The organism is Microbacterium sp. NPDC089698 (assembly GCF_044749045.1).
Classification (GTDB): domain Bacteria; phylum Actinomycetota; class Actinomycetes; order Actinomycetales; family Microbacteriaceae; genus Microbacterium.
Map to the genome: position 1 here is coordinate 332,675 of NZ_JBIVHE010000002.1, position 22,333 is coordinate 355,007.

Annotated in this window: 22 protein-coding genes; 11 read left to right on the plus strand and 11 right to left on the minus strand. The window is 71.6% G+C overall.

Translation table 11 applies throughout. From position 1 onward, the window contains the following. Positions 1 to 21 precede the first annotated feature (21 nt). The gene (locus tag ACIPY5_RS08650) at positions 22 to 981 is read left to right on the plus strand and encodes a DMT family transporter (RefSeq protein ID WP_400969262.1); all 960 of its coding nucleotides are present in this window, start codon (positions 22 to 24) and stop codon (positions 979 to 981) included. Between the two features lie 38 nt (positions 982 to 1,019). Here the strand turns inward: ACIPY5_RS08650 and ACIPY5_RS08655 are convergent, their stop codons facing one another. The 3 genes from ACIPY5_RS08655 to ACIPY5_RS08665 form a co-directional block, all read right to left on the minus strand. Then, positions 1,020 to 2,447 (minus strand): mechanosensitive ion channel domain-containing protein, encoded by a 1,428-nt coding sequence (locus ACIPY5_RS08655; RefSeq protein WP_400969265.1) that lies wholly within the window; start codon positions 2,445 to 2,447, stop codon positions 1,020 to 1,022. Between the two features lies 1 nt (position 2,448). Continuing rightward, a complete protein-coding gene (locus tag ACIPY5_RS08660; protein WP_400969268.1) occupies positions 2,449 to 4,605 on the minus strand; it encodes an adenylate/guanylate cyclase domain-containing protein in 2,157 nt (718 codons plus the stop codon). A gap of 139 nt (positions 4,606 to 4,744) precedes the next feature. Next, the gene (locus ACIPY5_RS08665; RefSeq protein ID WP_400969271.1) at positions 4,745 to 6,049 is read right to left on the minus strand and encodes an acyltransferase; all 1,305 of its coding nucleotides are present in this window, start codon (positions 6,047 to 6,049) and stop codon (positions 4,745 to 4,747) included. A 157-nt stretch (positions 6,050 to 6,206) separates the two neighbouring features. Here ACIPY5_RS08665 and ACIPY5_RS08670 point away from each other — a divergent pair, with 157 nt between their 5' ends. Then, on the plus strand, positions 6,207 to 6,566 hold the full coding sequence (locus ACIPY5_RS08670) for a DUF4190 domain-containing protein (RefSeq protein ID WP_400969273.1): 360 nt from the start codon (positions 6,207 to 6,209) through the stop codon (positions 6,564 to 6,566). A 6-nt stretch (positions 6,567 to 6,572) separates the two neighbouring features. On the opposite strand, the gene ACIPY5_RS08675 is transcribed toward ACIPY5_RS08670, so the two are convergent. Further along, positions 6,573 to 7,244: a response regulator transcription factor gene (locus tag ACIPY5_RS08675; RefSeq protein WP_309337995.1), complete on the minus strand. Its 672-nt coding sequence runs from the start codon at positions 7,242 to 7,244 to the stop codon at positions 6,573 to 6,575. After that, positions 7,241 to 8,491, minus strand: a complete 1,251-nt coding sequence (locus ACIPY5_RS08680; RefSeq protein ID WP_400969278.1) for a histidine kinase — start codon at positions 8,489 to 8,491, stop codon at positions 7,241 to 7,243. The genes ACIPY5_RS08675 and ACIPY5_RS08680 overlap by 4 nt, the downstream gene beginning before the upstream one ends. A 431-nt stretch (positions 8,492 to 8,922) precedes the next feature. On the opposite strand from ACIPY5_RS08680, the gene ACIPY5_RS08685 reads away from it, so the two are divergent. The 7 genes from ACIPY5_RS08685 to ACIPY5_RS08715 are packed head-to-tail and all read left to right on the plus strand — an operon-like array spanning position 8,923 to position 15,311. Beyond that, positions 8,923 to 9,888, plus strand: a complete 966-nt coding sequence (locus tag ACIPY5_RS08685; protein WP_400969887.1) for an AAA family ATPase — start codon at positions 8,923 to 8,925, stop codon at positions 9,886 to 9,888. Positions 9,889 to 9,917: 29 nt separating this feature from the next. Continuing rightward, on the plus strand, positions 9,918 to 10,838 hold the full coding sequence (locus ACIPY5_RS08690; RefSeq protein WP_400969281.1) for a DUF58 domain-containing protein: 921 nt from the start codon (positions 9,918 to 9,920) through the stop codon (positions 10,836 to 10,838). Then, the gene (locus ACIPY5_RS08695) at positions 10,822 to 11,310 is read left to right on the plus strand and encodes a hypothetical protein (protein WP_400969284.1); all 489 of its coding nucleotides are present in this window, start codon (positions 10,822 to 10,824) and stop codon (positions 11,308 to 11,310) included. Before ACIPY5_RS08690 ends, ACIPY5_RS08695 begins: the two co-directional genes overlap by 17 nt. Then, positions 11,301 to 12,287, plus strand: a complete 987-nt coding sequence (locus ACIPY5_RS08700; protein WP_400969287.1) for a VWA domain-containing protein — start codon at positions 11,301 to 11,303, stop codon at positions 12,285 to 12,287. The genes ACIPY5_RS08695 and ACIPY5_RS08700 overlap by 10 nt, the downstream gene beginning before the upstream one ends. Then, a complete protein-coding gene (locus tag ACIPY5_RS08705) occupies positions 12,284 to 13,363 on the plus strand; it encodes a VWA domain-containing protein (protein WP_400969289.1) in 1,080 nt (359 codons plus the stop codon). Before ACIPY5_RS08700 ends, ACIPY5_RS08705 begins: the two co-directional genes overlap by 4 nt. After that, positions 13,360 to 14,154, plus strand: a complete 795-nt coding sequence (locus ACIPY5_RS08710; RefSeq protein WP_400969292.1) for a hypothetical protein — start codon at positions 13,360 to 13,362, stop codon at positions 14,152 to 14,154. The genes ACIPY5_RS08705 and ACIPY5_RS08710 overlap by 4 nt, the downstream gene beginning before the upstream one ends. Beyond that, positions 14,148 to 15,311, plus strand: coding sequence for a hypothetical protein (locus ACIPY5_RS08715; RefSeq protein WP_400969295.1), 1,164 nt, complete (start codon positions 14,148 to 14,150; stop codon positions 15,309 to 15,311). Before ACIPY5_RS08710 ends, ACIPY5_RS08715 begins: the two co-directional genes overlap by 7 nt. Here the strand turns inward: ACIPY5_RS08715 and ACIPY5_RS08720 are convergent. The 6 genes from ACIPY5_RS08720 to ACIPY5_RS08745 form a co-directional block, all read right to left on the minus strand. Further along, a complete protein-coding gene (locus tag ACIPY5_RS08720) occupies positions 15,302 to 16,054 on the minus strand; it encodes a LuxR C-terminal-related transcriptional regulator (RefSeq protein ID WP_400969298.1) in 753 nt (250 codons plus the stop codon). The two genes, ACIPY5_RS08715 and ACIPY5_RS08720, sit on opposite strands and share 10 nt — an antisense overlap. 132 nt (positions 16,055 to 16,186) lie before the next feature. Then, on the minus strand, positions 16,187 to 16,834 hold the full coding sequence (locus tag ACIPY5_RS08725; protein ID WP_400969301.1) for a hypothetical protein: 648 nt from the start codon (positions 16,832 to 16,834) through the stop codon (positions 16,187 to 16,189). Between the two features lie 34 nt (positions 16,835 to 16,868). Further along, on the minus strand, positions 16,869 to 18,362 hold the full coding sequence (locus tag ACIPY5_RS08730; protein WP_400969304.1) for a hypothetical protein: 1,494 nt from the start codon (positions 18,360 to 18,362) through the stop codon (positions 16,869 to 16,871). Positions 18,363 to 18,372: 10 nt separating this feature from the next. Next, on the minus strand, positions 18,373 to 18,666 hold the full coding sequence (locus ACIPY5_RS08735; RefSeq protein WP_400969307.1) for a hypothetical protein: 294 nt from the start codon (positions 18,664 to 18,666) through the stop codon (positions 18,373 to 18,375). 26 nt (positions 18,667 to 18,692) lie between these two features. Then, entirely contained in the window at positions 18,693 to 19,457 is a 765-nt protein-coding gene (locus ACIPY5_RS08740) for an ABC transporter ATP-binding protein (RefSeq protein WP_400969309.1), read from the minus strand. Positions 19,458 to 19,473: 16 nt separating this feature from the next. Further along, positions 19,474 to 19,734 (minus strand): hypothetical protein, encoded by a 261-nt coding sequence (locus tag ACIPY5_RS08745; protein ID WP_309341432.1) that lies wholly within the window; start codon positions 19,732 to 19,734, stop codon positions 19,474 to 19,476. A gap of 240 nt (positions 19,735 to 19,974) precedes the next feature. On the opposite strand from ACIPY5_RS08745, the gene ACIPY5_RS08750 reads away from it, so the two are divergent. Then, a complete protein-coding gene (locus tag ACIPY5_RS08750; RefSeq protein WP_400969312.1) occupies positions 19,975 to 20,733 on the plus strand; it encodes a Pr6Pr family membrane protein in 759 nt (252 codons plus the stop codon). Between the two features lie 93 nt (positions 20,734 to 20,826). After that, a complete protein-coding gene (gene argG, locus ACIPY5_RS08755) occupies positions 20,827 to 22,275 on the plus strand; it encodes an argininosuccinate synthase (RefSeq protein WP_309341430.1) in 1,449 nt (482 codons plus the stop codon). Positions 22,276 to 22,333: the final 58 nt, after the last annotated feature.

The following is a 22,333-nucleotide window of genomic DNA, read 5'->3' on the forward strand; positions in this document are numbered from 1 at the left end:
GGCCCCTGCGACGATCGAAGGATGACGGAGACCACGCAGGGACGGACGCGAGAGCCCGCGGACACGGGCGGCGCGAGCGCGCCGGCCCCGCGCCGCAGGGGAGCGCTCGTCCTGATCGCGGCCGTGGTCACGGTCGTGCTCTGGGCCTCGGCGTTCATCGGCATCCGGGGCGCCGGCCCGCACTTCGACCCCGGCGCGCTGGCGCTGCTGCGCATGGCGGTCGGAACGGTCGCGCTCACCGCGATCGCGCTCAGGCGCGGCATCCGCCTGCCGGCGCGGCGGCACTGGCTGCTGGTCGTGGTGTGGGGCGTCGGCTGGTTCTGCGTCTACAACCTGGCGCTCAACGCGGCGGAGCACACCCTCGACGCCGGCACCGCCGCGATGGTGGTCAACCTCGCGCCGCTCATGGTGGTCGTCTTCAGCGGGCTGTTCCTGCGCGAGGGCTTCCCGAAGCCGCTGCTGATCGGAGCCCCGATCGCGTTCGCGGGCGTCGTGCTCATCGGACTGAACTCGTCGACGAAGAGCGGGGCCATCGACATCGCGGGGCTCCTGCTCGCGCTGCTCGCCGCGGTCATGTACGCCGGGTGCACCCTGCTCCAGAAGCATCTGCTGAGCGCCGGCACCGACGCGACAACGCTCACCTGGCTCGGCGCCGCGGTCGGAACGGTCGCCCTGCTGCCCTGGACGGGCAGCCTCGTGGGGGCGCTGCAGGCCGCGCCGCTCGATGCGACGCTCTGGGTGGTCTACCTCGGCATCTTCCCGACCGCGATCGCCTTCACCACCTGGGCCTATGTGCTGCAGCGCAGCACGGCGGGCCAGACCTCCGCGACCACCTACGTGGTCCCGGCGATCGCGATCCTGCTGTCCTGGCTGATCCTCGGCGAGGTGCCGACGCCGCTCATGTTCCTCGGCGGCGCACTGTGCCTGCTCGGGGTGCTCGTCACGCGACTGCGCGGCCGCCGACGCGACCGCGCGGCCTGACCCCGCGCCGGCCCGGCCCGCTCCGCCTGACCGGGGCATCAGCGCGGGCGGATCTCCCCCCGGGGCAGGCCCAGGGCCGCGATCGCCTCGGCGGCCGCGGCGCGCTTGAGCTCGAGCGACTCGCCGATCTCGGCCGCCAGACGCGGGTGCACCCGGATCAGCTCGTCGATCACGACGAGCGGGATCCGCAGCACGGTCAGCACCTCGGCCGCGGAGATTGTCACGGTGGTCCGCTCGCGGGTGAGCGCGGTCTGGCCGATCAGCTCGCGCGCGCCGGCCTCGCCCACGGGGACCCTCGCGTCCCCGGTCTCGAACTGCATCACGACCCGTCCGGACAGGATCAGGCGCACCTCGTTCGGAACGATGCCTGCGGGCAGCACGACCTCGCCGATGCCGTACCGCTGCAGCTGCGCGCCGCCCCGCACCAGCTCCCGGCCCTCCTCGTCGAGATGCAGCACGGGCGCGGCCTCTTGGATCGCGGCGTCGAGCATCGCGGGTTCGGCGATCGGATCCGTCCCGTCGCCGTCGAGGGCGAATCCGCGCCTCCGCGCCGCGTACCAGAGCCAGGAGAGATAGAGGGAGAGCGCGCCGGAGGCCTCGGCGGGGGCCGCGATCGGGATCGACACCGTGTACTTCGCCGAACCGGCGTACTCGGCGGTCGCCCGCTCTTCGCGCCACCGCATCGGCAGCCCGTCGGCCAGCTGCACGAGCAGTGCCATGACCTCCTGCGGCGGATCGTCGGTGCTGAACGACATCGACGCCGTCGCGTAGTACGGTCCCGCCGGCTCGCTCAGGTTCGTGAAGGAGGCGCCGGAGAGCGTCGAGTTCGGGACGATCTGGATCCCGGATCCGGTGTCGATGTGCACCGCACGCCAGTTGACGCCGACGACGCGTCCCTTGACGCCGCCGGTGTCGAGCCAGTCCCCGATCTTGAACGGCTGCTCGAACAGCAGCAGCAGACCGGAGACGACGCCGCCCGCCGCGTTCTGCAGCGCCAGGCCGATCACGATCGAGGTCACCCCCAGGGCGGTGAAGAGCCCGCCCACATCGGCGTCCCACACCCAGGAGAAGAGCATCGCGAGCCCCACGACGACCAGCACGAGCCGCGCGATCTCGACGAAGATCGAGGGCACGCGTCGCCGCCAGGATCCCTCCTCGGCGTTCGCGAACAGGACGACGTTGAAGGCGGAGAGCACGAGCAGAATGAGCAGGAAGCCGAAGATCGTCGCGACGACCCGCACCCAGACGTAGCCGTCGTCCTTCTGCCCGATCGCGAAGACGAGCAGGGCGAACAGCGCCCCGGCGGGGATGACGGCGTTGCGCAGCAGCGCGACCGGCTTGGCCATCGGGTTACCGCGGCGCCGGAGCGCTCCGAGCAGCTCGGTCAGGCCGACGAGGAGCACGGGCACCCCGACCGCGAGCGCGATCAGCCACCAGGTCCAGCCCTGCTGGAACAGGCCGCCCATGTCAGGCCACCTTCCACACGGTCTCGGCCTTGCCGCGCACTTCGACGGTCCCCGCCTCGATGTAGTCCACGAGCTCCGCGGTGCGGTCGCGCACCTCCTGGCTCACGTAGATGCCGGGATCGCCGCTCACCGAGCGCACCCGGTAGGCGAGGTTCACGGCGTCGCCCCACAGGTCGTAGGCGAGGCTCGTGCGCGCGACCAGGCCGCTCGTCACGGCGCCGGTGTCCACGCCGGCGCGCAGTCCGATCCCGGTGCCGTACTGGGCGTTGAACCTCTCCAGCACCTCGCGCAGACTGCGGGCGAACTCGACCGCCCGGCGCACGTTGTCGACCCGGGGGACGATCAGTCCGGAGGAGGCCAGGTAACCGCCGTGCAGCGTGCGCACCTTCTCCACCCCCGCCCGCTCGGCGGCCTCGTCGAAGCCGCGCATGAGCATGTTGAGCTGCGCGATCTCCTCCTCGGCCGTGAGGCTCCTGCTGTGGTCGTCGAAGCCGATGAGCTCGGCGAACACGACCGAGACGTTGTCGTGCGCCTCGGTGATCGCCTCATCACCCTGTTTGTACCGCTCCGCGACGCTCTGCGGCATGAGCGTATGCATGAGACGCTCGTTCTCCTCGCGCTGGTCGTCGATCAGCTGCTGCTTGATCCGCAGGCTCGACGCCATGTCGTTGAACGCGCTGCCGAGATCGCCGAACTCGTCCCGGGATCCGGCCGGGACCTGCACGTCCAGGTCGCCCTCGGCGACCTGGTGCACCGCGGTGACGAGGCGGTTGATCGGCCGCGTGAACACCTGGGCGAGCACGAGCGAGAGGAGGGCGACCGCGAGCATGATCCCGAGCAGCGAGATCAGCACGATCCGCGTGAAGTCGTCCACCGGCGCGAACGCCTCGCTCGAGTCGATGCGCGCGATGACGACCCAGTCCAGGCCGTCCACGTCGAGCGGGCCGTAGCTGACCACGCTCGACCCGCTGACGTAGTCGGATCCCTCCAGCGTGCCGCTCTTGCCGCTCTGCGCTCTGCTCACCGCGTCGCCCGTGATCGGCTGGATCAGGACGGTGCCGGCGACCTCCGCGGCCCGCTTCGCGGCCGCGGGAGGCGTGCCGTGATCGACGACGGTCTGCACGTACTGCTTCGGATGCTCGACGACTTCGCGCGAGATGCTGCGCATGAGACCGTCCCGCCCGACGAGGTAGACCTCGCCCGTGGTCCCGAGGCCCTGGCCCTTCCAGCCGTTGCTGCCCGTCATCACGTCGTTCACGAACGAGAGCGGGAGCTGGATCGCGAGCGCGCCGGTGATGCCCGTGTCGTTGCCGATCGGCGAGACGATCCACATGTTCGGGGTGCCCATGGACGGCACCCAGCGCTCGAAATCGGTGAGCACGACGGTGTCGACCGAGTTCGTCGCGATCGCCTCGCGATACGCGTCGGCGAGCTTGGAGTCGCGGAGCGGGCCGGTGTCGATGTTGCTGCCGAGCTCGGGCCCCTTGTATGCGGAGTAGACCACGTCGCCGCTGAGGTTGAGCAGCAGCACGTCTTCGTAGCCGGCCTGATTCACGAGCCGGGAGAAGTAGTCGCCGTAGCGGACCGCTGCCGCGGAGTAGGTCGTGCCGTCGCCGCCGTCGTCGGTCGTCAGCGCCTTCGCGTAGCCGGCGTCGTCGAGCGTCGTGTTCCGCGCCGTGTAGTGCGCCTGCACCCACTTGCCCGCGGCGGATTCGGGCACGAACGCACCCGCTCCGTAGTGGTCCCCGGTCCTCTTCTCGAGTTCGGGGATGAAATGGTCTGCGTAGAAGCCGTCGAGCGCCGTGGCCTGGTCTGCGGGCAGCGCCTGACTCTGCAGCTCGTCGAAGCCCGCGTTGAGCGCCTTGGACATGTTCTGCGCGCTGAGGTTGCGCGAGTTCAGCGCCGCGGTGCGCTTGACGTCGTCGAGCGCGACCGTCATCTCGTGGGTCCGCATCTCACGGATCGTGGTGAGCTGGTCGATCGAACTCGCGTGCAGGGAGTTGCGACCGTTCACGAACCCGATCGCGCCGATGATCAGCGCCGAGACCAGGCTCACGCCGAGCAGCATGATCAGCAGCTTCGACTGGATGCTGAGGCCCCGACGTCCCCCGCCCCGGCGCCTGCGCCCCGCTCTCGCCACCGCCGACATGCTCTCCATGCGAACCCCCTCGATCCGGATACGACACTGCGAACGTAGCGGTATACCGGTATCCACGGGAAGAACGGAAGCTGTCATCGTGTCATCGGAGCGGCCGGTGCGGATCGCCCCGCCCCGGCCCCATGCCCGCCACGTCCGATCAGCCGGCCCGGAGGCTCCCGCCTGCCAGCCGCACGGCCGCGAGGATCAGAGCCGCACCGAGCACCCAGCCGGAGGGCGCGGATCCCGCGACGAGGATCGTGACGACGCCGGCCACACCGAGCAGCGCGGAAACGGTCGCGCGCCCCGTGCCGACCGGGATCGCCCTGGGCTCGCGGGCGGCCTCGCGCCGGCCCACGCGGGCGACGACGAGCGCCACCGCGATCAGCACGGCCGCGAACCAGAGCGGGCGGCTCGCCCACCATCCGGCGCTGAGCGGCACCGGCAGGGACAGCGGCGAGAGCAGGAGCGCCCCGGCGAGCGCGACCACCACGAGCATGTGCCAGGAGTAGATCGTCATCGCCCTGGCGTTGATCCATCCCACCGCGGCCGCCGTCCGCGGCCCTGCGGCCCAGGTGCGCAGCCGCGGGCGCAGGAGGAGGAACAGCGCGGTCTGCGCGATGCCGGCCACCACGAGGATCGCCATCGGCGGGTTGAGCGCCGTGATGAGGTCGGCCGGCGCGGCGCCGGTGAGGATCAGCACGCCCGCCACGGCGATCGCGGCGCCCGCGGTCGCGAGCAGCGGTCCTCGGCGCACGCGGTCGAGGGATCCGTCCGCGACCGCGAAGCCGATCTGCTGCAGCAGCAGCCACACGAACGCCATGTTCACCAGCCCGATCGCGGTGAGGCCGGTCGCCCCGCGCACGATGTCGACCGCGACGACCCCCGCGGCCAGCGCGGCGACGGTGAGGATCCTGTGACGCTCGTGCATCCGCACCATGAACGGCACGAGCGCCGAGCAGCCCAGGTACACGCCGAGGAACCAGAGGGGCTGGCTGATCCGGAATCCGGCGGTGGCGACCACGTCGGCCGGCACCCCGGCGATCACGAGACCGGCCAGCAGCACGGCGGTCGCCAGGATCGCACCGGATGCGGGGATCAGCAGCCGCCGCATCCGCGCGGCCACGTACTCGCCGGTCGTCGCACCACGCGCCCTCTGCCGCGTCCACTGCGTGTACGACGCGAAGCCCCCGAGCACGAAGAACAGCGGCATGATCTGCAGCACCCAGGTGAGCGGGGCGAATCCGTCCCAGCCCTCCATCGCGTTGCGCAGGACCGGGGATCCGTCGGCGGCGACGCTCACTCCGACCATGAGCGAGTGCAGGAGCACCACGACGCCCAGCAGGATCGCCCGCACGCCGTCGACAGCGGTGTCGCGGGCGGTCTTCGCCGGGGCGGAACCGGGGGCGACGGGGGGCGCGGGAAGCGCCGGCGCGGGAGCGAGGACGGGGGTGAGGAGTGCCATGCCCCTACGGTCGCCGTCGGGTCATGCCCTCCGCGTCCCGCTGCGGTGCCGGATCCACCCCCTACCGCGGTATCACGACGATCGGGGCGGCGCCGTCGGCCGGGCTGCGCTAGGAAGGTAAGGGGGCGCCTCGCCCCGATCAGACCAGGGGGAAGACATGACCTATCCGCAGGACCCGCAGTCGGGGCCACCGTATCCGATGACCCAGCGTCCGGCGAACGGGCCGGCGTACTATCCGATGCCGACGTATCTCGCGGTGCCGGAGCCCAAGGGGATGAGCATCGCCTCGATGGTGCTCGCGCTCGTCTCGATCCTGTTCGGGTTCACCTTCCTCGTCCCCATCGCGGCGCTGATCCTGGGCATCGCCGGGCTGAGGAAGGAGCCGGCCGGGCGCGGCATGGCCGTGACAGGCGTGATCATCTCGAGCCTGATCCTGGTGGTGTGGGCCCTGATCGTGGTCGTGATCCTCGCCGTGGGCCTGTCGGTGTTCGGCGTCGCCGTCTCGCAGACGGCCTGAGCCGGCTCAGCCCGCGGGGGCGACCAGCCCGGCGTCGTAGGCGAGGATCACGGCCTGCACCCTGTCGCGCAGCCCGAGCTTGGAGAAGATCCTGCTCACGTGCGTCTTGACGGTCTGCTCGGCGAGGAACAGCTCGGAGGCGATCTCGCGGTTCGAGAGGCCCCGACCGATCAGCACGAGGATCTCGTGCTCCCGCTCGGTCAGGCCCTTCAGCCGCAGCTCCGCGCTGTTCGAGCGCGGACGGCTCTCCGCGAAGCGCTCCAGCAGCCGCCGGGTGATGCGCGGTGCGAGCAGGGCGTCGCCGGCCGCCACGACCCGCACCGCCTGCACCAGCTCCTCGGGCAGCGCGTCCTTGAGCAGGAATCCGCTGGCGCCCGCCTGCAGCGCCTCGTGCACGTACTCGTCGGCATCGAACGTGGTCAGCACCAGCACCGCGGGCGGAGTGCGGCCATCGCGCTCGGCGGCGGCGATGATGCGGCGCGTCGCCTCGATGCCGTCGAGATTCGGCATGCGCACATCCATGAGCACGACGTCGGGGCGCAACCGGCGCGCCTCGTCGACGCCCTCGCTCCCGTCGGAGGCCTGCCCGATCACGTCCAGCCCGTCCTGCGACTGCAGGATCGCGGCGAAGCCGGCCCGCAGCATCGCCTGGTCGTCCACGATCAGCACCGTCGTCATTCCCGCTCCTCCCGGGGGATGCGCACCTGCAGCACGTATCCGCCATCGCCCGTGACCGCGGCCGCCACCGTGCCGCCCATCGCCTCGACGCGCTCGCGCATGCCGCGCAGCCCGTGCCCGCCGCCGTCCGCGCGCGGAGCGATCGCCCTGGTCGGAGGGGCGTTGCGGATCCGGATCCCCCGCTCCGCAGGCGTCTCGGTCCAGGCGATCTCGGTCGCCGCGCCCGGAGCGTGCCGGGCGACGTTGCTCAGCCCCTCCTGCACGACGCGGTAGGCGGTGAGCCCCAGCAGCGGGTTGCTCTGCTCGTCGGCCGTGAGCTGCCAGGATCCGGTCTCCGTCACCGGCGCGAGGTCGTTCGCCCGGGCGAGGAGCGCGGGAAGGTCGTCGAGCCCCGGCTGCGGGGCATGGTCGGCCTCGCCCTCCTCATCGCGGAGCAGCCCGAGGATCACGCGCATCTCCTTCATCGCCGACCGCGCGGTCGCGGCGACCTCGTCGAACTCGGCCGCCGCATCCGCGGGCAGATCCGGCATCCGATAGCGCGCACTCGCCGCGCGGACCTGGATCGCCGACATGCCGTGCGCGACGACGTCGTGCAGTTCGCGGGCGATGCGCGCCTTGTCCTGCACGGCCTCCCTGCGAGCGAGCTCCGCTGCGGTGGCGGCGCGCTCCGCACGCAGCTGCGCGCGCAGCAGGGACCAGTTGCGGATGCCGATGCCGACGAGCACGGCGCCGAGCGTGACCGCGGCGAACACGATGAGGTCGGCGATCACGAGCCCGTCATCGGCCCGGGTGGGCGCGTCCACGGCGACCATGACCGCCGAGAGCACGCTGAACGACCAGCCGGCGACCGGCAGCCACCAGCGCGCCCGCAGCGAGACGCCGATCCAGACCAGGGTGTACGCGACGATCGTCGAGGCGGCGATCGGCCACGGCCGGTCGGGGCCGGCCTGGGCGAGACCGGACAGCGCGTTGCCGGCGATCAGCGCGAGCAGGGTCGCCCAGACCGGCGCGAACAGGGCGAGCACGATGGCCGCCGCCTGGACGAGCGACAGGATGAGCGCCGCGGCGAGCGGGATGCGATAGATCGTGACGCCCAGCGACGCCGCGACCGCGAGCTGCGCGAGCGCGCAGATGATCGCGAACGTCCAGATCGCGAGGTTGCCGCGCCCCGGCACGACGCGCAGCGGCAGGATCCCGAGGCGACGCAGCCCGGGGTGCGCTGCGGACTGCAGGCCCGGATCGGCCATACGGGATCCTCTCCACGATCGGCGGGTGGTCGGTTCCACCGTACGGGGTCTCTCTCCGCCGATGGGCAGTCCTCCCCATCCGATCCGCGTCGCGCGGTCAGCCTCGGCGGTTACGCTGGCAGGGTCGCGCGCGGCAGGATCGCGCGGCACCAGAGCTGCAGGGGGATCCGCACGTGAGCCAGAACAACGACGCCGCCGCCTTCACCGCGCAGACCCCGCCTCCGCCGGCGGGCATCGTCACTCCGCCGCCCGCGATGCCGCCCGCGCCGCCGATGCCGCCCGCGCCGAGCCTTCGCCGTGAGCAGCTCGTCGTGCAGGCCCCTGCGGCGAGCGCTCCGCCCGTGACAGCCCCTTCGGCAGGTTCAGGGAGCGCGGCGCCCACGACCCAGGTGGCGCCCGCCGACGCCAAGCCCGCCCCGACCGAGGCGGAGATGGCGCGCGCCCGGCAGATCCTCGACACCGTGTCGCAGGCGTACTCCGCCCGCATGGTCGGACAGGAGCGACTGCGCACGAGCCTGCTGCTCGCCCTCATGGCCGGCGGGCACATCCTGCTCGAGTCGGTTCCCGGTCTCGCGAAGACCACGGCCGCGAGCACCCTCGCCGACACGGTCAAGGCCGACTTCAAGCGCATCCAGTGCACGCCCGACCTGCTGCCGAGCGACATCACCGGCACGCAGATCTACGACGCCGCGAGCGGCACGTTCCGCACCGTGCTCGGCCCCGTGCACGCCAACTTCGTGCTGCTCGACGAGATCAACCGCTCGAGCGCGAAGACCCAGTCCGCGATGCTCGAGGCGATGCAGGAGCGGCAGACCACGATCGGCGGCGAGATCCACCGGGTGCCGCGCCCCTTCCTCGTGATCGCGACGCAGAACCCGATCGAGCAGGAGGGCACCTACGAGCTGCCCGAAGCGCAGATGGACCGCTTCCTGCTCAAGGAGATCGTCGAGTATCCGAGTCCGGCCGACGAGCTCGAGGTGCTCGCGCGCATCGATTCCGGCGCGCTGGATCCCGACCGGCACGCCGGCACGACGATCTCGCTCGCCGACGTCGAGCAGCTGCAGGACATCTCCTCGCGCGTCTACGTCGACCCCGCGATCCGCAACTACATCGTCTCGCTCGTGTACGTCACCCGGAATCCGGTGCCGTACATCGGGGAGACGCTCGGCGGCTACATCAAGTACGGATCCAGCCCGCGCGGATCCATCGCGTTCCTGCAGGCCTCGCGCGCGCTCGCCCTGCTCGCCGGCCGCTCCTACGTGATCCCCGAGGACGTGCGGAACCTCCGCCACCTCGTGCTCCGCCACCGCGTGCTGCTGACGTTCGAGGCCGAGGCGGAGAACGTGCGCAGCGAAGACGTCATCGACGCCGTGTTCGGCGCCGTGCCGACCCCCTGACCCTCGACAGGCTCAGGATCGGAGGACACATGGCCAGCCTGCTGACGCCGGTGAAGGGCAAGCTCTTCATCGACTCGACGCGCAAGTCGACGCACGCGCTCGACGGCGCCTACGCGTCGCTGCTGCGCGGGCACAGCCTCGACTTCGACGACCTGCGCGCCTACGAGTACGGCGACCAGATCCGCGACATCGACTGGAAGGCCACCGCCCGGCTCGGCTCCCCCGTGGTGAAGCGCTCGCTCGCGACCCGCATGCACACGGTGCTGTTCGCGGTCGACACCGGTCTCGCGATGACCGCCCTCGCGCACGATGAGAAGCCGAAGAAGGATCTGGCACTCCTCGCGGTCGGCGTGCTGGGGCTGCTCGCGCTGCGGCACGGCGACGACTTCTGCCTGATCAACGGTGATTCCCGCGGCGTCCGCCGGCGCGAGATCGGGCGCAGCGAGGCCGCGCTCGAGCACACCCTGCGCACGATCGATCGCGCGGTCGACGCCGCCTCCGCCCCGAGCGACCGCGACGCCCTGCTGTCGTACATCGCGCGCACGATCGCGCGACGCATGATCGTCGTCGTGGTCACCGACGACGCCCCCGTCACCGACGAGACCGAGCGGCTGCTGCGCCGCCTGCGCGTGCAGCACGACGTGCTGTGGATCACGCTGCGCGACGCCGAACCCGTGCTGGACTCCCGGCCGGGCCCTTCATCGGGCTCAGGGACCGATCCGCAGCGCGCCCGCCGCGACGTCGCCACGCGCTGGGCGATCCCCGAGTTCCTGCAGGGCGATCCTGAACTCGCCGCCGAGCTGCATGCGGCCGACGCGGCCGACATCGCGCACACCGAGGCGCTGCTGCGCCGGCTGGAGATCACGCACACCCCCCTCGCCGAGCAGGACGAGGCGGTCGGCGACCTCCTGCGGATGCTGGATGCGAGGTCGCATGTCCGGCGTGGATGAGCTGTACCCGCCCGCCCAGTACGGCTGGGGCTGGATCCTCCTCGCGATCGGGGTGCTCGCCCTGATCGCCGCACTCGCCTGGCTCGTCGTGCTGACCCGGCCGCGCCGCGCGATCCCCCTCGCCGCCGCGCCCGCCCCGGTGCCGGGTCTCACCATGGACGTCGCGACCGTGCTGCGCGAGGAGTACCTCGGCACGATCGCGCAGATCGAGGCGGACTACCGCGCCGGCCTCACCGACGCCCGCCGCGCCAACCTCGACCTCAGCCGCGCGGTGCGCGGCTTCGTGAACGAGTACAGCGGCATCGAGGCTCCGGTGCTCGCGCTCGACGACCTCGTGCGCATGGGCGTGCACCCCGCGCTCATCGACGCGATCGGCCGCAACTACTACCCGAGCATCTTCCGGCGCAGCGCCCCGGTCGACCCGCTCGTCGGCGCCGACGCCGCCCGGACGGTGGTGACGACGTGGTACTAGCCGGCATCTGGATCCTGCTCGCCGTCGTGGGCGCCGTGCTCGTCGCGATCGTGCTCGGCGTGCTGCTCGGCCTGCGCCGCCGGGGCTCCGGATCGGCGACGAGCGGCGCCCCGATCGCGCGCGCCGAACGGATCCGCTCGCTGCCGGCGTTCCAGCGCGCGGTGCGCCGACGCCAGGCGGCGCTGGCGGGCATCGTCGCCCTCGGCGTGCTCGCAGCCGTGCTGGGAGGCGTGGTGGCGGCGCGTCCGATCGCTCAGAAGACGATCCAGCCCGTGTCCACGAACCGCGACATCATGCTGTGCCTGGACGTCTCCGGATCCATGACCGATGTCGACAAGGAGATCGTGTCGATCTTCGACAAGCTCGCCGACGGCTTCAAGGGCGAGCGCGTCGGACTCACGATCTTCAACAGCTCCGCCGTGCAGGTCTTCCCGCTGACCGATGACTACGCCTTCGTCCAGGAGCACCTGCGCAGCCTCATGAAGGGCCTCGACTACTCGACCGACGTCCCCGAGCAGTGGGTCGGCACGATGAACGGGGTCGGTGCGTCGCTCATCGGGGACGGCCTCGCCTCCTGCGCCCTGCGCTTCGATCACGCCGACCAGCAGCGCGCCCGCTCGATCATCCTCGCGACCGACAACGAGCTGAACGGATCCCCGATCGTCACGCTGCAGGAGGCCGCCGATTACGCGGCCTCGAAGAAGATCCGGCTCTACACGATCAACCCGGTCGACGGCATCGACCAGCCGGACAGCAAGACCCTCGCCGATGCGGCCGCGGCGACGGGCGGGAAGGCCTACGCGCTGCGCGCGACCACGACGGTCGGCGACATCATCGCCCAGGTGCAGAAGCAGGAGGCGACCCAGCTCAAGGGGCAGGCGACCGTGATCTGGGCCGACGTGCCGCAGCTGTGGATCGCGGCGCTGATCGTGATCGCGCTCGGATTCGTCGTGCTGCTGTGGAGGGTGCGCCTGTGATCCTTCAACCCGTCCTGGCACCACTGCTGGTGATGCTGCTCGTGCTGCCCGTGCTGGGCGCGGCGGTCTGGATGCTCGTGAGCGCGACCCGCCGCGGCCCGTCCGCACGGGCCGGCGCCGGACCCGTGATCTGGGCGCTGCGCGTCGTGCTCGTGCTCGCGTGCGGCGTGCTGCTCCTCCGCCCCGGCGTGCCGGGAGGGCACGTGCGCACCCTCGCCTCCGCCACCGACGTCGTGATCGCGATCGACACCACCGCGAGCATGGTCGCCGAGGACTGGAACACAGGCGGCTCGACGAAGGGCGGTGCCGCCGATCAGCGCATGACCGGCGTCCGGGAGGACGTGCGCCGCATCGCCGAGGCCTACCCCGGGGCGAGGTTCGCGCTCATCACCTTCGACGCGAACGCGGTCCTGCGGCTCCCGCTCACCACCGACACGGGTGCGCTCGTCTCGGCCGTCGAGGTGCTGCAGCCCGAGGTGACCCGGCAGTCCAAGGGCAGCTCGATCGGCATCGCGAACACGCTGCTCACGCAGACCCTGCAGAACGCGCAGAAGGCCTCGCCGGATCGGGCGCGGATGGTGTTCTACCTGGGCGACGGCGAGCAGACGGTCTCGACCGAGCCCGAGCCGTTCGACAGCGCGAAGAAGCTGCTCTCCGGGGGCGGGGTCCTCGGCTACGGCACCGACGAGGGCGGACCGATGCGGGAGACGACCGGCGCGGTCGGCCCTTCGACGGGCTCGGGGACCGGTTCTGCGGGCGCCGGACAGTACATCCAGTACCAGGGCTCCGACGCCCTCAGCCGCATCGACGAGAAGAACCTGCAGCGGATCGCGACGGAGCTCGGCGTGACCTACGAGCACCGCACGGCCGGCGCGAAGCTCACGCTGCCTCCCGCACCGACCTCGACCACGGCGTACCGCGAGGACGACCCGCTCACGCAGCCCACCGATCTGAGCTGGATCGTGGCGCTCGTGATCGTCGCGCTGCTGTGCACCGAGATCGCCCGCGCGACGATGCTGATCGTGCGGATGCGCGGACTCTCGGTGCGGCCGGCCTCGCCGGGAGGTGACTCATGACGGTCATCGACGACCCCCGCCTCGGGTCATCGAGCGAGGACGCCGCCGCGCACGCGCTGCTCGCCGCGAACCGGCGCCGCCGTATCGTGCGCCGGTGGATCGCGTGGGGCTCGCTGCCGCTGCTGCTCGTCGCCGCGCTCTTCGTCGGCAAGGTCGTGAGCCTGTACGCCTTCGCGTACCAGTCGATCGTCTCGTACGTCGCGGGCGACTACACCGGATCCGTGAGCGCTGCCGAGGGCCTGAACCCGGCGAACTGGTTCGAGCCGTACAAGGCCCCGTTCGACCAGGGCGTGGGTCTCGCCGAGTCCGGAGAGCTCGCGGCAGGGCAGAAGAAGTTCGAGGAGTCGCTGAAGCTCGCGCACGGGCTCGAGGTCTGCGCCGTGCGCTTCAACCTCGCCCTGGTGCTCGAGCGCGAGGGCGATGCGGCCGCCGACGCGCAGCAGCACGCCACCGCGCTCGAGTTCTACGCCCAGGCCCTGCAGGTGAACGCGGACCGGCCGAAGGAGTGTGACAGCGCTCAGGCGCAGGAGCAGTCGCCGGATCCGCAACGGGACATGAGCCAGTCGAACAAGGACCAGCAGGATCGCCTGCAGCAGAAGCGGCAAGACCAGCAGCAACAGCAGCAGAACCCCGACCCGCCGCAGCAGGATCCGCAGAGCCCGCAGCCGAAGCCCGATCAGGGCAAGCTCGACGAGCTGCAGCAGAAGCTGCAGCAGGGCGAGCAGGACCGCCAGCAGAACCAGAAGGGCGACCAGGGGGGCGGCAGCAGCGGGACGGACAAGCCATGGTAGAGCGCAACGACCCACCCCGGTACGTGTCGGATTCCGCCGGAGCACCGCCCGTGCCACCGCCCGGCGGATACCGCGGCGCGCGGCGCGCCCTGCTCGGCTCCGCGGTCCCGCTCGCGCCCTCGGTCGCCCCGTCGGGGCCGCCGAGCGCCCTGCGAGAGGCCCAGGGACCGGCCGCCGACGACCGAGACGCCACCCGGCGACCCGGCGAGAACGCCCCGCTCCCGACCAGGAGGAGCCCGCTCGGCTGGATCGCCCTGTGCGCCGCGATCGCCTTCGCGGTGCTCATGGTGATCCTGCTCGCGATCGGCGCCGCCGACGCGTTCTTCGGGGCGACCATGCTCGTGCTGCAGCTCGTGGTGCTGGGCGTCGTGATCGCCGCGCTGGCGACCAAGGCCGGACGCGTGCTGGGCGCCGTCGCGCTCACGATCGCCCTCGTCCTGAACGTCGGCACGATGGGCGCGCTGAGCGCGATCCGCGTCGCCGCGACCGGATCCTACGACGGGCACAAGACCGACAAGCAGAAGCTCTGGGAGGCCTACCCCGGGGTCAAGGGCCAGGATCCGAACCAGTACCTGCACCAGCAGTCCCTCGAGCAGCTGCAGCTGCTGGCCGACGAGACCATGGCGGATGTGCGCGCGCGCCTGACCGCCGCATACGGCCTGCAGTGGGTGAAGTCCGCCGACGCGCAGGAGCGCCCGGAGCGCAACGGCTACGGCGGCGAGTCGATGCTGGTGCGCTTCACCTCCGACACCTGGGCCACGACGACCCCGGTGACCGGCTATGCGCACAAGCTCGAGGTCATGCAGACCGTCGAGTCGGTCATCGCGCAGCACGGCTGGCGGAGCATGGTCGCGTTCAACGACCCGAGCAGCGGAGTGGATCCCGCGATGATCTCGAAGATGTACGGGGGCGCCACCCCCGAGTCGCAGGTGGACTGGGAGTGGTTCAGCGACGACCAGCCCGATCCGGGCTGGTTCTACGCCGACATCACCGACCTCGCGAACGACACGACCGGCGAGTACCGCACCTCGCGGGAGCAGACGTCCCAGCGCACAGGCGAACCTCTGGAGGGTCTGCGGCTCACAGTCGTCGGGCGCTACATGCTGAGCGAGAAGAAGGTCGACGATTTCAGCAAGGCGCTGACCCGCTACCCCTGAACCGCAGACGGCGCCTCGCCGACGGGTCGCGGATCCGCGGGATCGCCGTCGGGGAGGTCAGCGGGCGTGACGTGCAGCCGGCCGATCGCCCGCAGGACCACCTGGAGCCGGTCGCGCACGCTCCACTTGACCATGACCCGGCCGAGGTGGGTCTTCACCGTCCCCTCGGACACGTGCAGCGCCGCCGCGATCTCGCGGTTGGTCATCCCCGTGCTCAGCAGCCGGACGATGTCGCGCTCGCGCGGTGCGAGCGATTCCGTGTCGTGCAGGTGCGCGGCTGCCCGGTCGACCGGGCAGCGGGCGACGTGCGCGAAGAGCAGATCCATCATCCCGCGCGACAGGAAGACGCGTCCGCCGGCGACCTCGGTGACGGCCGCGACGAACTCGTCCGCATCCGCGTCCCGTCCCACGATCCCCCGAACGCCGGCCTCCAGGAGTGCGGGCACGACCTCGAACCTCTCGCTCGTCGTGAGCACGACGACCGGGGCCTTCCGCCCTCGCGCGGTGAACGCGGCGATCGGGCCGGGATCGAACGGCCCCGAGCCGGAGCCGGAGAGGTCGTAGACGACCGCGGACGGCCGATCCGGGACTCCAGGAGGGATCTCCTCGAACGACTTCGCCGCGGAGACGTCGAGCACGCCCTTCTCGCCGAGGAGGGTCGAGAGCGCCGCGGCGAGCAGGGTGTCCGCGGACACGATCGTCACGTGCGGCGACGCCGCCCGCCCGTCCGAGAACACGCTCACGGACGGATCCCCTTGTTTCTGGACACCGGTCACTAATACCCCCCGCCTCAATGTAGCGTGTGCCGTCCGATATGTTGCGGCTCCCCTGTCCCCTCTTCGGAGGACAACCGCCTCGCGGCTCGATCGCCGTGCTCACTCGGCGCGCGCGGCGCGTCGGCCCGCGAGCTCGCGGAGCGCGGCCCCGTCGCCCGCGGGGAGGACGAGTCCGACGACGTGCCCGAGCGCGACGAGCGTGACGAGGAGGACCGGCACCGGCGCGACCGGGAACAGCACCCACAGCGGCAGCGCCGCGACCACCGGGGCGATCGGCCCCGCGACGACGACGACGGCATCGCGCGCGCTCGTGCCGGTCAGGCGGACGAGCCGGCAGGACGCCCCGCGGACGACCATGACCGCCGGTGCGCGCCGACCCATCAGGAGGCGATAGGCGACGACGTGCCCGACCTCGTGCACGAGGACCGAGCCGAGCAGCACGAGGCCCATGATCCCCACCGCGGCCAGCCCCAGATATCCGGTCGCGACGCCGATCACGAGAGCGCCGCCGAGCGCGCAGAGGAACAGGCCCATCCCCGCGCCGAAGTGCCCCAGACTCGCGAGAGCCGCGGCGAAGACTCCCGCCGGAAGCGGCTTCGCGCCGGTCGTGAACCACGGCGGCACCCGCCACGCTCTCGTGCCGATGGAGACGAGCAGTTCGTCGCTGCACAGCCCGAAGGCGGCGGCCTCGGGCGAGGAGGCCTCCCGCCGCAGTCCGAGTTCCGGACACTCGAAGTCCCCGTCCACGAGGCGGACTCCCCGACGGCGGACCCGGCGGATCCTATGCACGGCCGGGCTCGCGGGAGGCATGACGTCCTGCGACCACGGCGAACAGTCCGGCGAAGACGATCGCGACCGCCAGGATCAGCAGCCGATCGGTCCCCGGCGCCGCGCCGCCGGTCGCCCAGCCGATCACGAGCGTCGAGGACATGTAGAGCAGCGCGAGCAGGAACCCGCCCACGGTGGCCGAGAGCGGCTGCTCCTCGCTGTACGGGATCACGGCCCCGCAGAGCAGGGCGGCCACGAGCCCCAGCAGGCAGCGCAGCAGGACGTCGGGCAGCTGCGAGACCGGGATCAGCCCTATCGCCAGAACGGCGATCAGCACCGGCACGGCGAGGCCGGCTCCCGCTGCCGCCGCGGCGAGCGCCTTCGGCCACCGCCACGGCGCCCTTGCCCCTGCGGAGAGCGTCGGGACCCAGTGCACCGCCATCGTCCGCCCCACCGACTGCACGGCCAGCACGAACGGCAGCACGGGAAGGGCGCCGGCCAGCGCGGGCACGATCAGCATGGCCGCCGGGGCCTGCCGGAGGGCGGCGACCGCGACCACGCCCAGCGGAAGCAGCAGGGCCGTGGTGAGGTACTGCGGATTCCGGACGGCGACGAGGAGCTCGACCCACAGCCGCCCGCACCAGGCGTTCCTGGCGAGCGGCCGGGAACCGCGCAGCACCGGCGTGCCGGCGCGAGCCCCCTCGGGGCCGCGCTGACGGGAGCCGGCCCAGAGCACGAGCGCGGCGAGCAGCATCCAGACCGCGACCGCGACCGCGGCGCCGATCTCGAAGGAGACCGCCGCCCGGGCGAAGATCCGCGCGGGCAGGAGCTCGGCGGGCGACCATCCCGCCACGACCTCCGCCGGCGGCGCGAGGATGTCCGGCACGGTCGCAGCGAGCACCACGGCGAGCGAGAGCGCGCCCGCGAAGGTCGAGGCGTACGGTGCCGGCAGCCGCACCCCGGCACGACCCGCGGTCTGCAGCAGCGCGAAGAGCCCGACCGTCAGCAGGAGCACGGCCGAGAGAAGGAGCACGTAGGAGACCAGCCCGAGCGCGATCCCGCCCGCGCCGGGACTCGTGCGGACGATCACCACGACCGAGGTGCTCGTGAGCGCGGCGCTGTACAGCAGCCCCGCGGCGAGCACGGGAACCAGCTGGCCGATCCTGGCCTCCGCGCGGCTGACCGGAAGCAGATCCAGGAGGTTCTGCAGCGCCGTCCGGGCGGGTGCCGACACGCACAGCACCACCGCCACCAGGCCGGCGGTCAGCGCGGCCGCGGCGAAGGACGTGCGCAGCATCGAGGACCGGAGCTCCGCGGGGACCTCCGCGGTCAGCTGCTGCCCTGCCACCACGGCGAGCGCGAGTCCGAAGAGGGCGGCGACGACCCCGCCGAGCGACGCCCCGATCCGCACCGCGCGTGTGGTGGTCCCCAGGATGCGCGCGACCTCCCTCGTCCACAGCACCAGCGAGGCGGCGCCGACCGCCCCGATGCGGCGGAGGCCGTTCACCCGGACGCCCTCACTCGGCGACGCGCGCTCGACGCGTGCGGCGACCGACGAGCATCCGCACGAGGACGTACACGACCGCGATGGCGACGGCCGCGACGATCATGCCGACCGCATCCGGCACGAAGTTCAGGGCCACGGCGCCGTTCTCCCTCGATCTCCAGATTCGGATGATCCCCGGTACGGCGACGTCGCCGCTGGTGAAGAAGGCCATCACCAGCGCTCCGACGATGGCGAAGAAGACGGTGCACACGCCGATGGTGCCGCCGGCGAGGCAGTGCAGGAGGAATCGGATGCCCGCGGTCATGGGGGCCCTTTCGTTCGATGTGGATGTCAGGGGAAGATCGTGGCGATCCGCTCCGCCCGCCGTTCGGCATCGTCCCGACGGCCGGTGACGTGCAGGAAGAGGTCCTCGAGCGAGTGGCAGGCCGGCGCGTCCGCGATCAGCCGGGCCGGTGGGCCGGCTGCGACGACCCGACCGCGATCGATGATGGTGACCTCGTCGCAGTCGCGTTCCGCGCGGATCATGTCGTGCGTGGCGACGAGCACGGCGCGTCCCCCTCGCGCATAGGCGAGGAGGAGGCGCCGCACCGCCGCGGCCGCGTCGGGGTCGAGACCGCGGAACGGCTCGTCGAGCAGGAGCAGGGAGGGCTCGTGCATGACGGCCGCGATGAGCTGCAGCTTGCGCTGCATCCCATGGGAGTACTCCGCGACCGCGGAGGGGAGATCGGCATCGATCCCCAGCGCCTCGGCGAGTGCGAGGGCGCGCCCCTCGTCGTCCCTGCCTCGCAGCGCATCGTGGAGGCGGAGATATTCGCGCCCGGTCAGCACGCCGGGGAGCGGGAGGTCGTCCGGCGCGAAGCCCAGTTCCCTCCGGCTCCTCTTGTCCGCGACGTCGACCCCGGCGATCCGGACGCTCCCCCGGCTGGCCGGCACGAGGCCGGCGACGATGTGGAGCGCGGTGGTCTTGCCCGAGCCGTTCGGTCCGAGCACGCCGTGGATGCGTCCCGGCGGCAGCGTGAGCGAGACGTCCTGGAGCACCGTCTTCGCCCCGTAGCTCTTGGTGAGCGCCTGCGCGCTCAGCACCGCCGTCCCCATGGTCTGCGCCGTCCTTCTAGGAGTGGCAGTACATCTTCCAGGTGCCGCCCTTCTGCCACGCGGGCATGTCCACGGCCGGCCATCCGCCCTGGCTCCGGCAGTAGATGAACCACGCCGTGAAGAGTCCCAGGGCGATCACCACGGCGATCGCGATCACGATGATCCACCAGAAACCGTCCTGACGGACCGTCAGCGACTCGTTGAGCCGCTCCCTCCCCCTCTCGATCGCGCCGGCCAGGTTGTTCTGCATCGACACGGTCGCAGCTGTCAACGACATGCGGCCTCCTTCTCTCGTACGGACCAGGGCCCCGGAGCGGTCGGATCCGATCCGGGGTGCTCCGATGCTAGGAACGGGCGCGGCGCGGGCGCGTCTGCCTTTCGTCTCGACCTGCGGCGCCGTTCGCCCACATCCGGCGCGACCACCCGCCACCCCGGAGGCGCCCCTGAGTCCCGGGGGATGCGCCGACCGTCCCGGCACGATCTTCTGCTCGGACGGGCGCGCCGATATCTTCGAGGAATGCACACGCCTCTGCCGGAGCAGACCTTGACCCGCCCCGCCCGCTTCGCGATCGGCACGAGGACGTGGTCGATCGTGCGCCTGGTCGTAGCGATCGCGATCCTCGCCGCCGTCGTAAACCAGCTCATCGTGACCCTGGGCATCGCGCTGCAGGCGACCACCCCCTACGCCGCCCATGTGCCGACGGTCGTCGCGAACTTCCTCAGCTTCTTCACGATCGAGTCGAATGTGTCGTCCGCGATCGCGCTCATCCTCGCCGCGATCTGGGGGCTGCGCGTCGCCGCGTCGTCCACGACCGGCGGAACCCCCGCGGTCGAGCCGCGCTGGCTCGCGATCCTGCTCGCGTGCACCTCGACCTACATGATCGTCACCGGCATCGTCTACAACACCCTGCTGCGCGGCATCGAGCTGCCGCAGGGCTCCACGGTCGCGTGGGCCAACGAGATGATGCACGTCATCGGGCCGCTCATCCTGCTCGCCGACGTGCTGCTCGCCCCGCGCCGGCGCTGCCTCGGCTGGGGCGTGCTCGGCGTCATCGCCGCCTTCCCCATCGTGTGGGCCGTGTACACGCTCGTCCGGGCGAACCTCGTGATCAGCCCGCGCACGGGCGAGACCGGCTGGTACCCCTACCCGTTCCTGGATCCGCGCCTCGTCCCCGGCGAGTACCTCGGCGTCGCCGGCTACATCGTCGGGATCGCCGTCGCGATCCTGGCCGTCGGCGCCGGGGTGATCTGGGTCTCCCGCAAGCGCGGGAGCTGACAGAGGGGCGCGGACTGCATTCAGACCGCGTGCCGGTCCAGTGGCATTCCGTCCCGTCGAAACCCGCGAAACGCCGCCGATAGACTGGATCCCATGTCCAAGGTCCTCCAGTCCCTGCCCGTCGGCGAGCGCGTCGGCATCGCCTTCTCGGGAGGTCTCGACACCTCCGTGGCCGTCGCGTGGATGCGCGACAAGGGTGCTGTCCCGTACACGTACACGGGCGACCTCGGCCAGCCCGACGAGGACGACATCGCCTCGATCCCGGGGCGTGCGCTCGAGTACGGCGCCGAGGACTCGCGCCTCATCGACTGCAAGACCGCGCTCGTCGAGGAGGGCTTCGTCGCCCTGTCCTGCGGCGCGTTCCACATCCGCTCCGGCGGCAAGACCTACTTCAACACGACGCCGATCGGCCGCGCCGTCACGGGCACGCTGCTCGTGCGCGCCATGAAGGAGGACGGCGTCGACATCTGGGGCGACGGCTCCACCTACAAGGGCAACGACATCGAGCGGTTCTACCGCTACGGCCTGCTGGCCAACCCGCGCCTGCGCATCTACAAGCCCTGGCTCGACGCCGACTTCGTGACCGAACTGGGCGGACGCCAGGAGATGAGCGAGTGGCTCGTCGCGCACGGCTTCCCGTACCGCGACTCCGCCGAGAAGGCCTACTCGACCGACGCCAACATCTGGGGCGCCACGCACGAGGCGAAGACCCTCGAGCACCTGGACGTGTCGCTCGAGACCGTCGACCCGATCATGGGCGTGAAGTACTGGGATCCCTCCGTCGCGATCGAAGCCGAGGACGTCACGGTGACCTTCGCCGGCGGCCGCCCCGTCGCGCTCAACGGCGTCGAGTTCACGGATCCGGTGGAGCTCGTGTTCGAGGCGAACCGCATCGGCGGCCGGCACGGCCTCGGCATGAGCGACCAGATCGAGAACCGCATCATCGAGGCGAAGTCGCGCGGCATCTACGAGGCCCCCGGCATGGCGCTGCTCTTCATCGCCTACGAGCGCCTCGTCAACGGCATCCTCAACGAGGACACCCTCGCGACCTACCACGAGCAGGGCCGGCGCCTGGGCCGCCTGATGTACGAGGGCCGCTGGCTCGAGCCGCAGTCGCTCATGCTGCGCGAATCGATCCAGCGCTGGGTCGGATCCACGATCTCGGGCACCGTCACGATCCGCCTGCGCCGCGGCGACGACTGGACGATCCTCGACACCGTCTCCCCCAACCTCTCCTACGGCCCGGAGAAGCTGTCCATGGAGCGCGTCGGCGACGCCGCCTTCGGCCCGGTCGACCGGATCGGCCAGCTCACGATGCGCAACCTCGACATCGCCGACTCCCGCGCACGCCTCGAGCAGTACGCCGGCCTCGGCCTCGTCGGCGGTGCGACGGGCGAGCTCGTCGGCCGTGTGACGGCGGGCGAGTCCGCCGAGATCGCGGCCTCGGCCGAGGGCACGGCCCTCGCCGGCACCGAGGAGGCCCTGGCCGACGCGGTGGACGCGGCGAGCGAGGGTGCCGCATTCGACGCCGGCACGGACTGAGCGCGCAGGGCGCATCAGCCCTCGACGAATCGATCCAATCAAAAAGCAAAAAACTTAT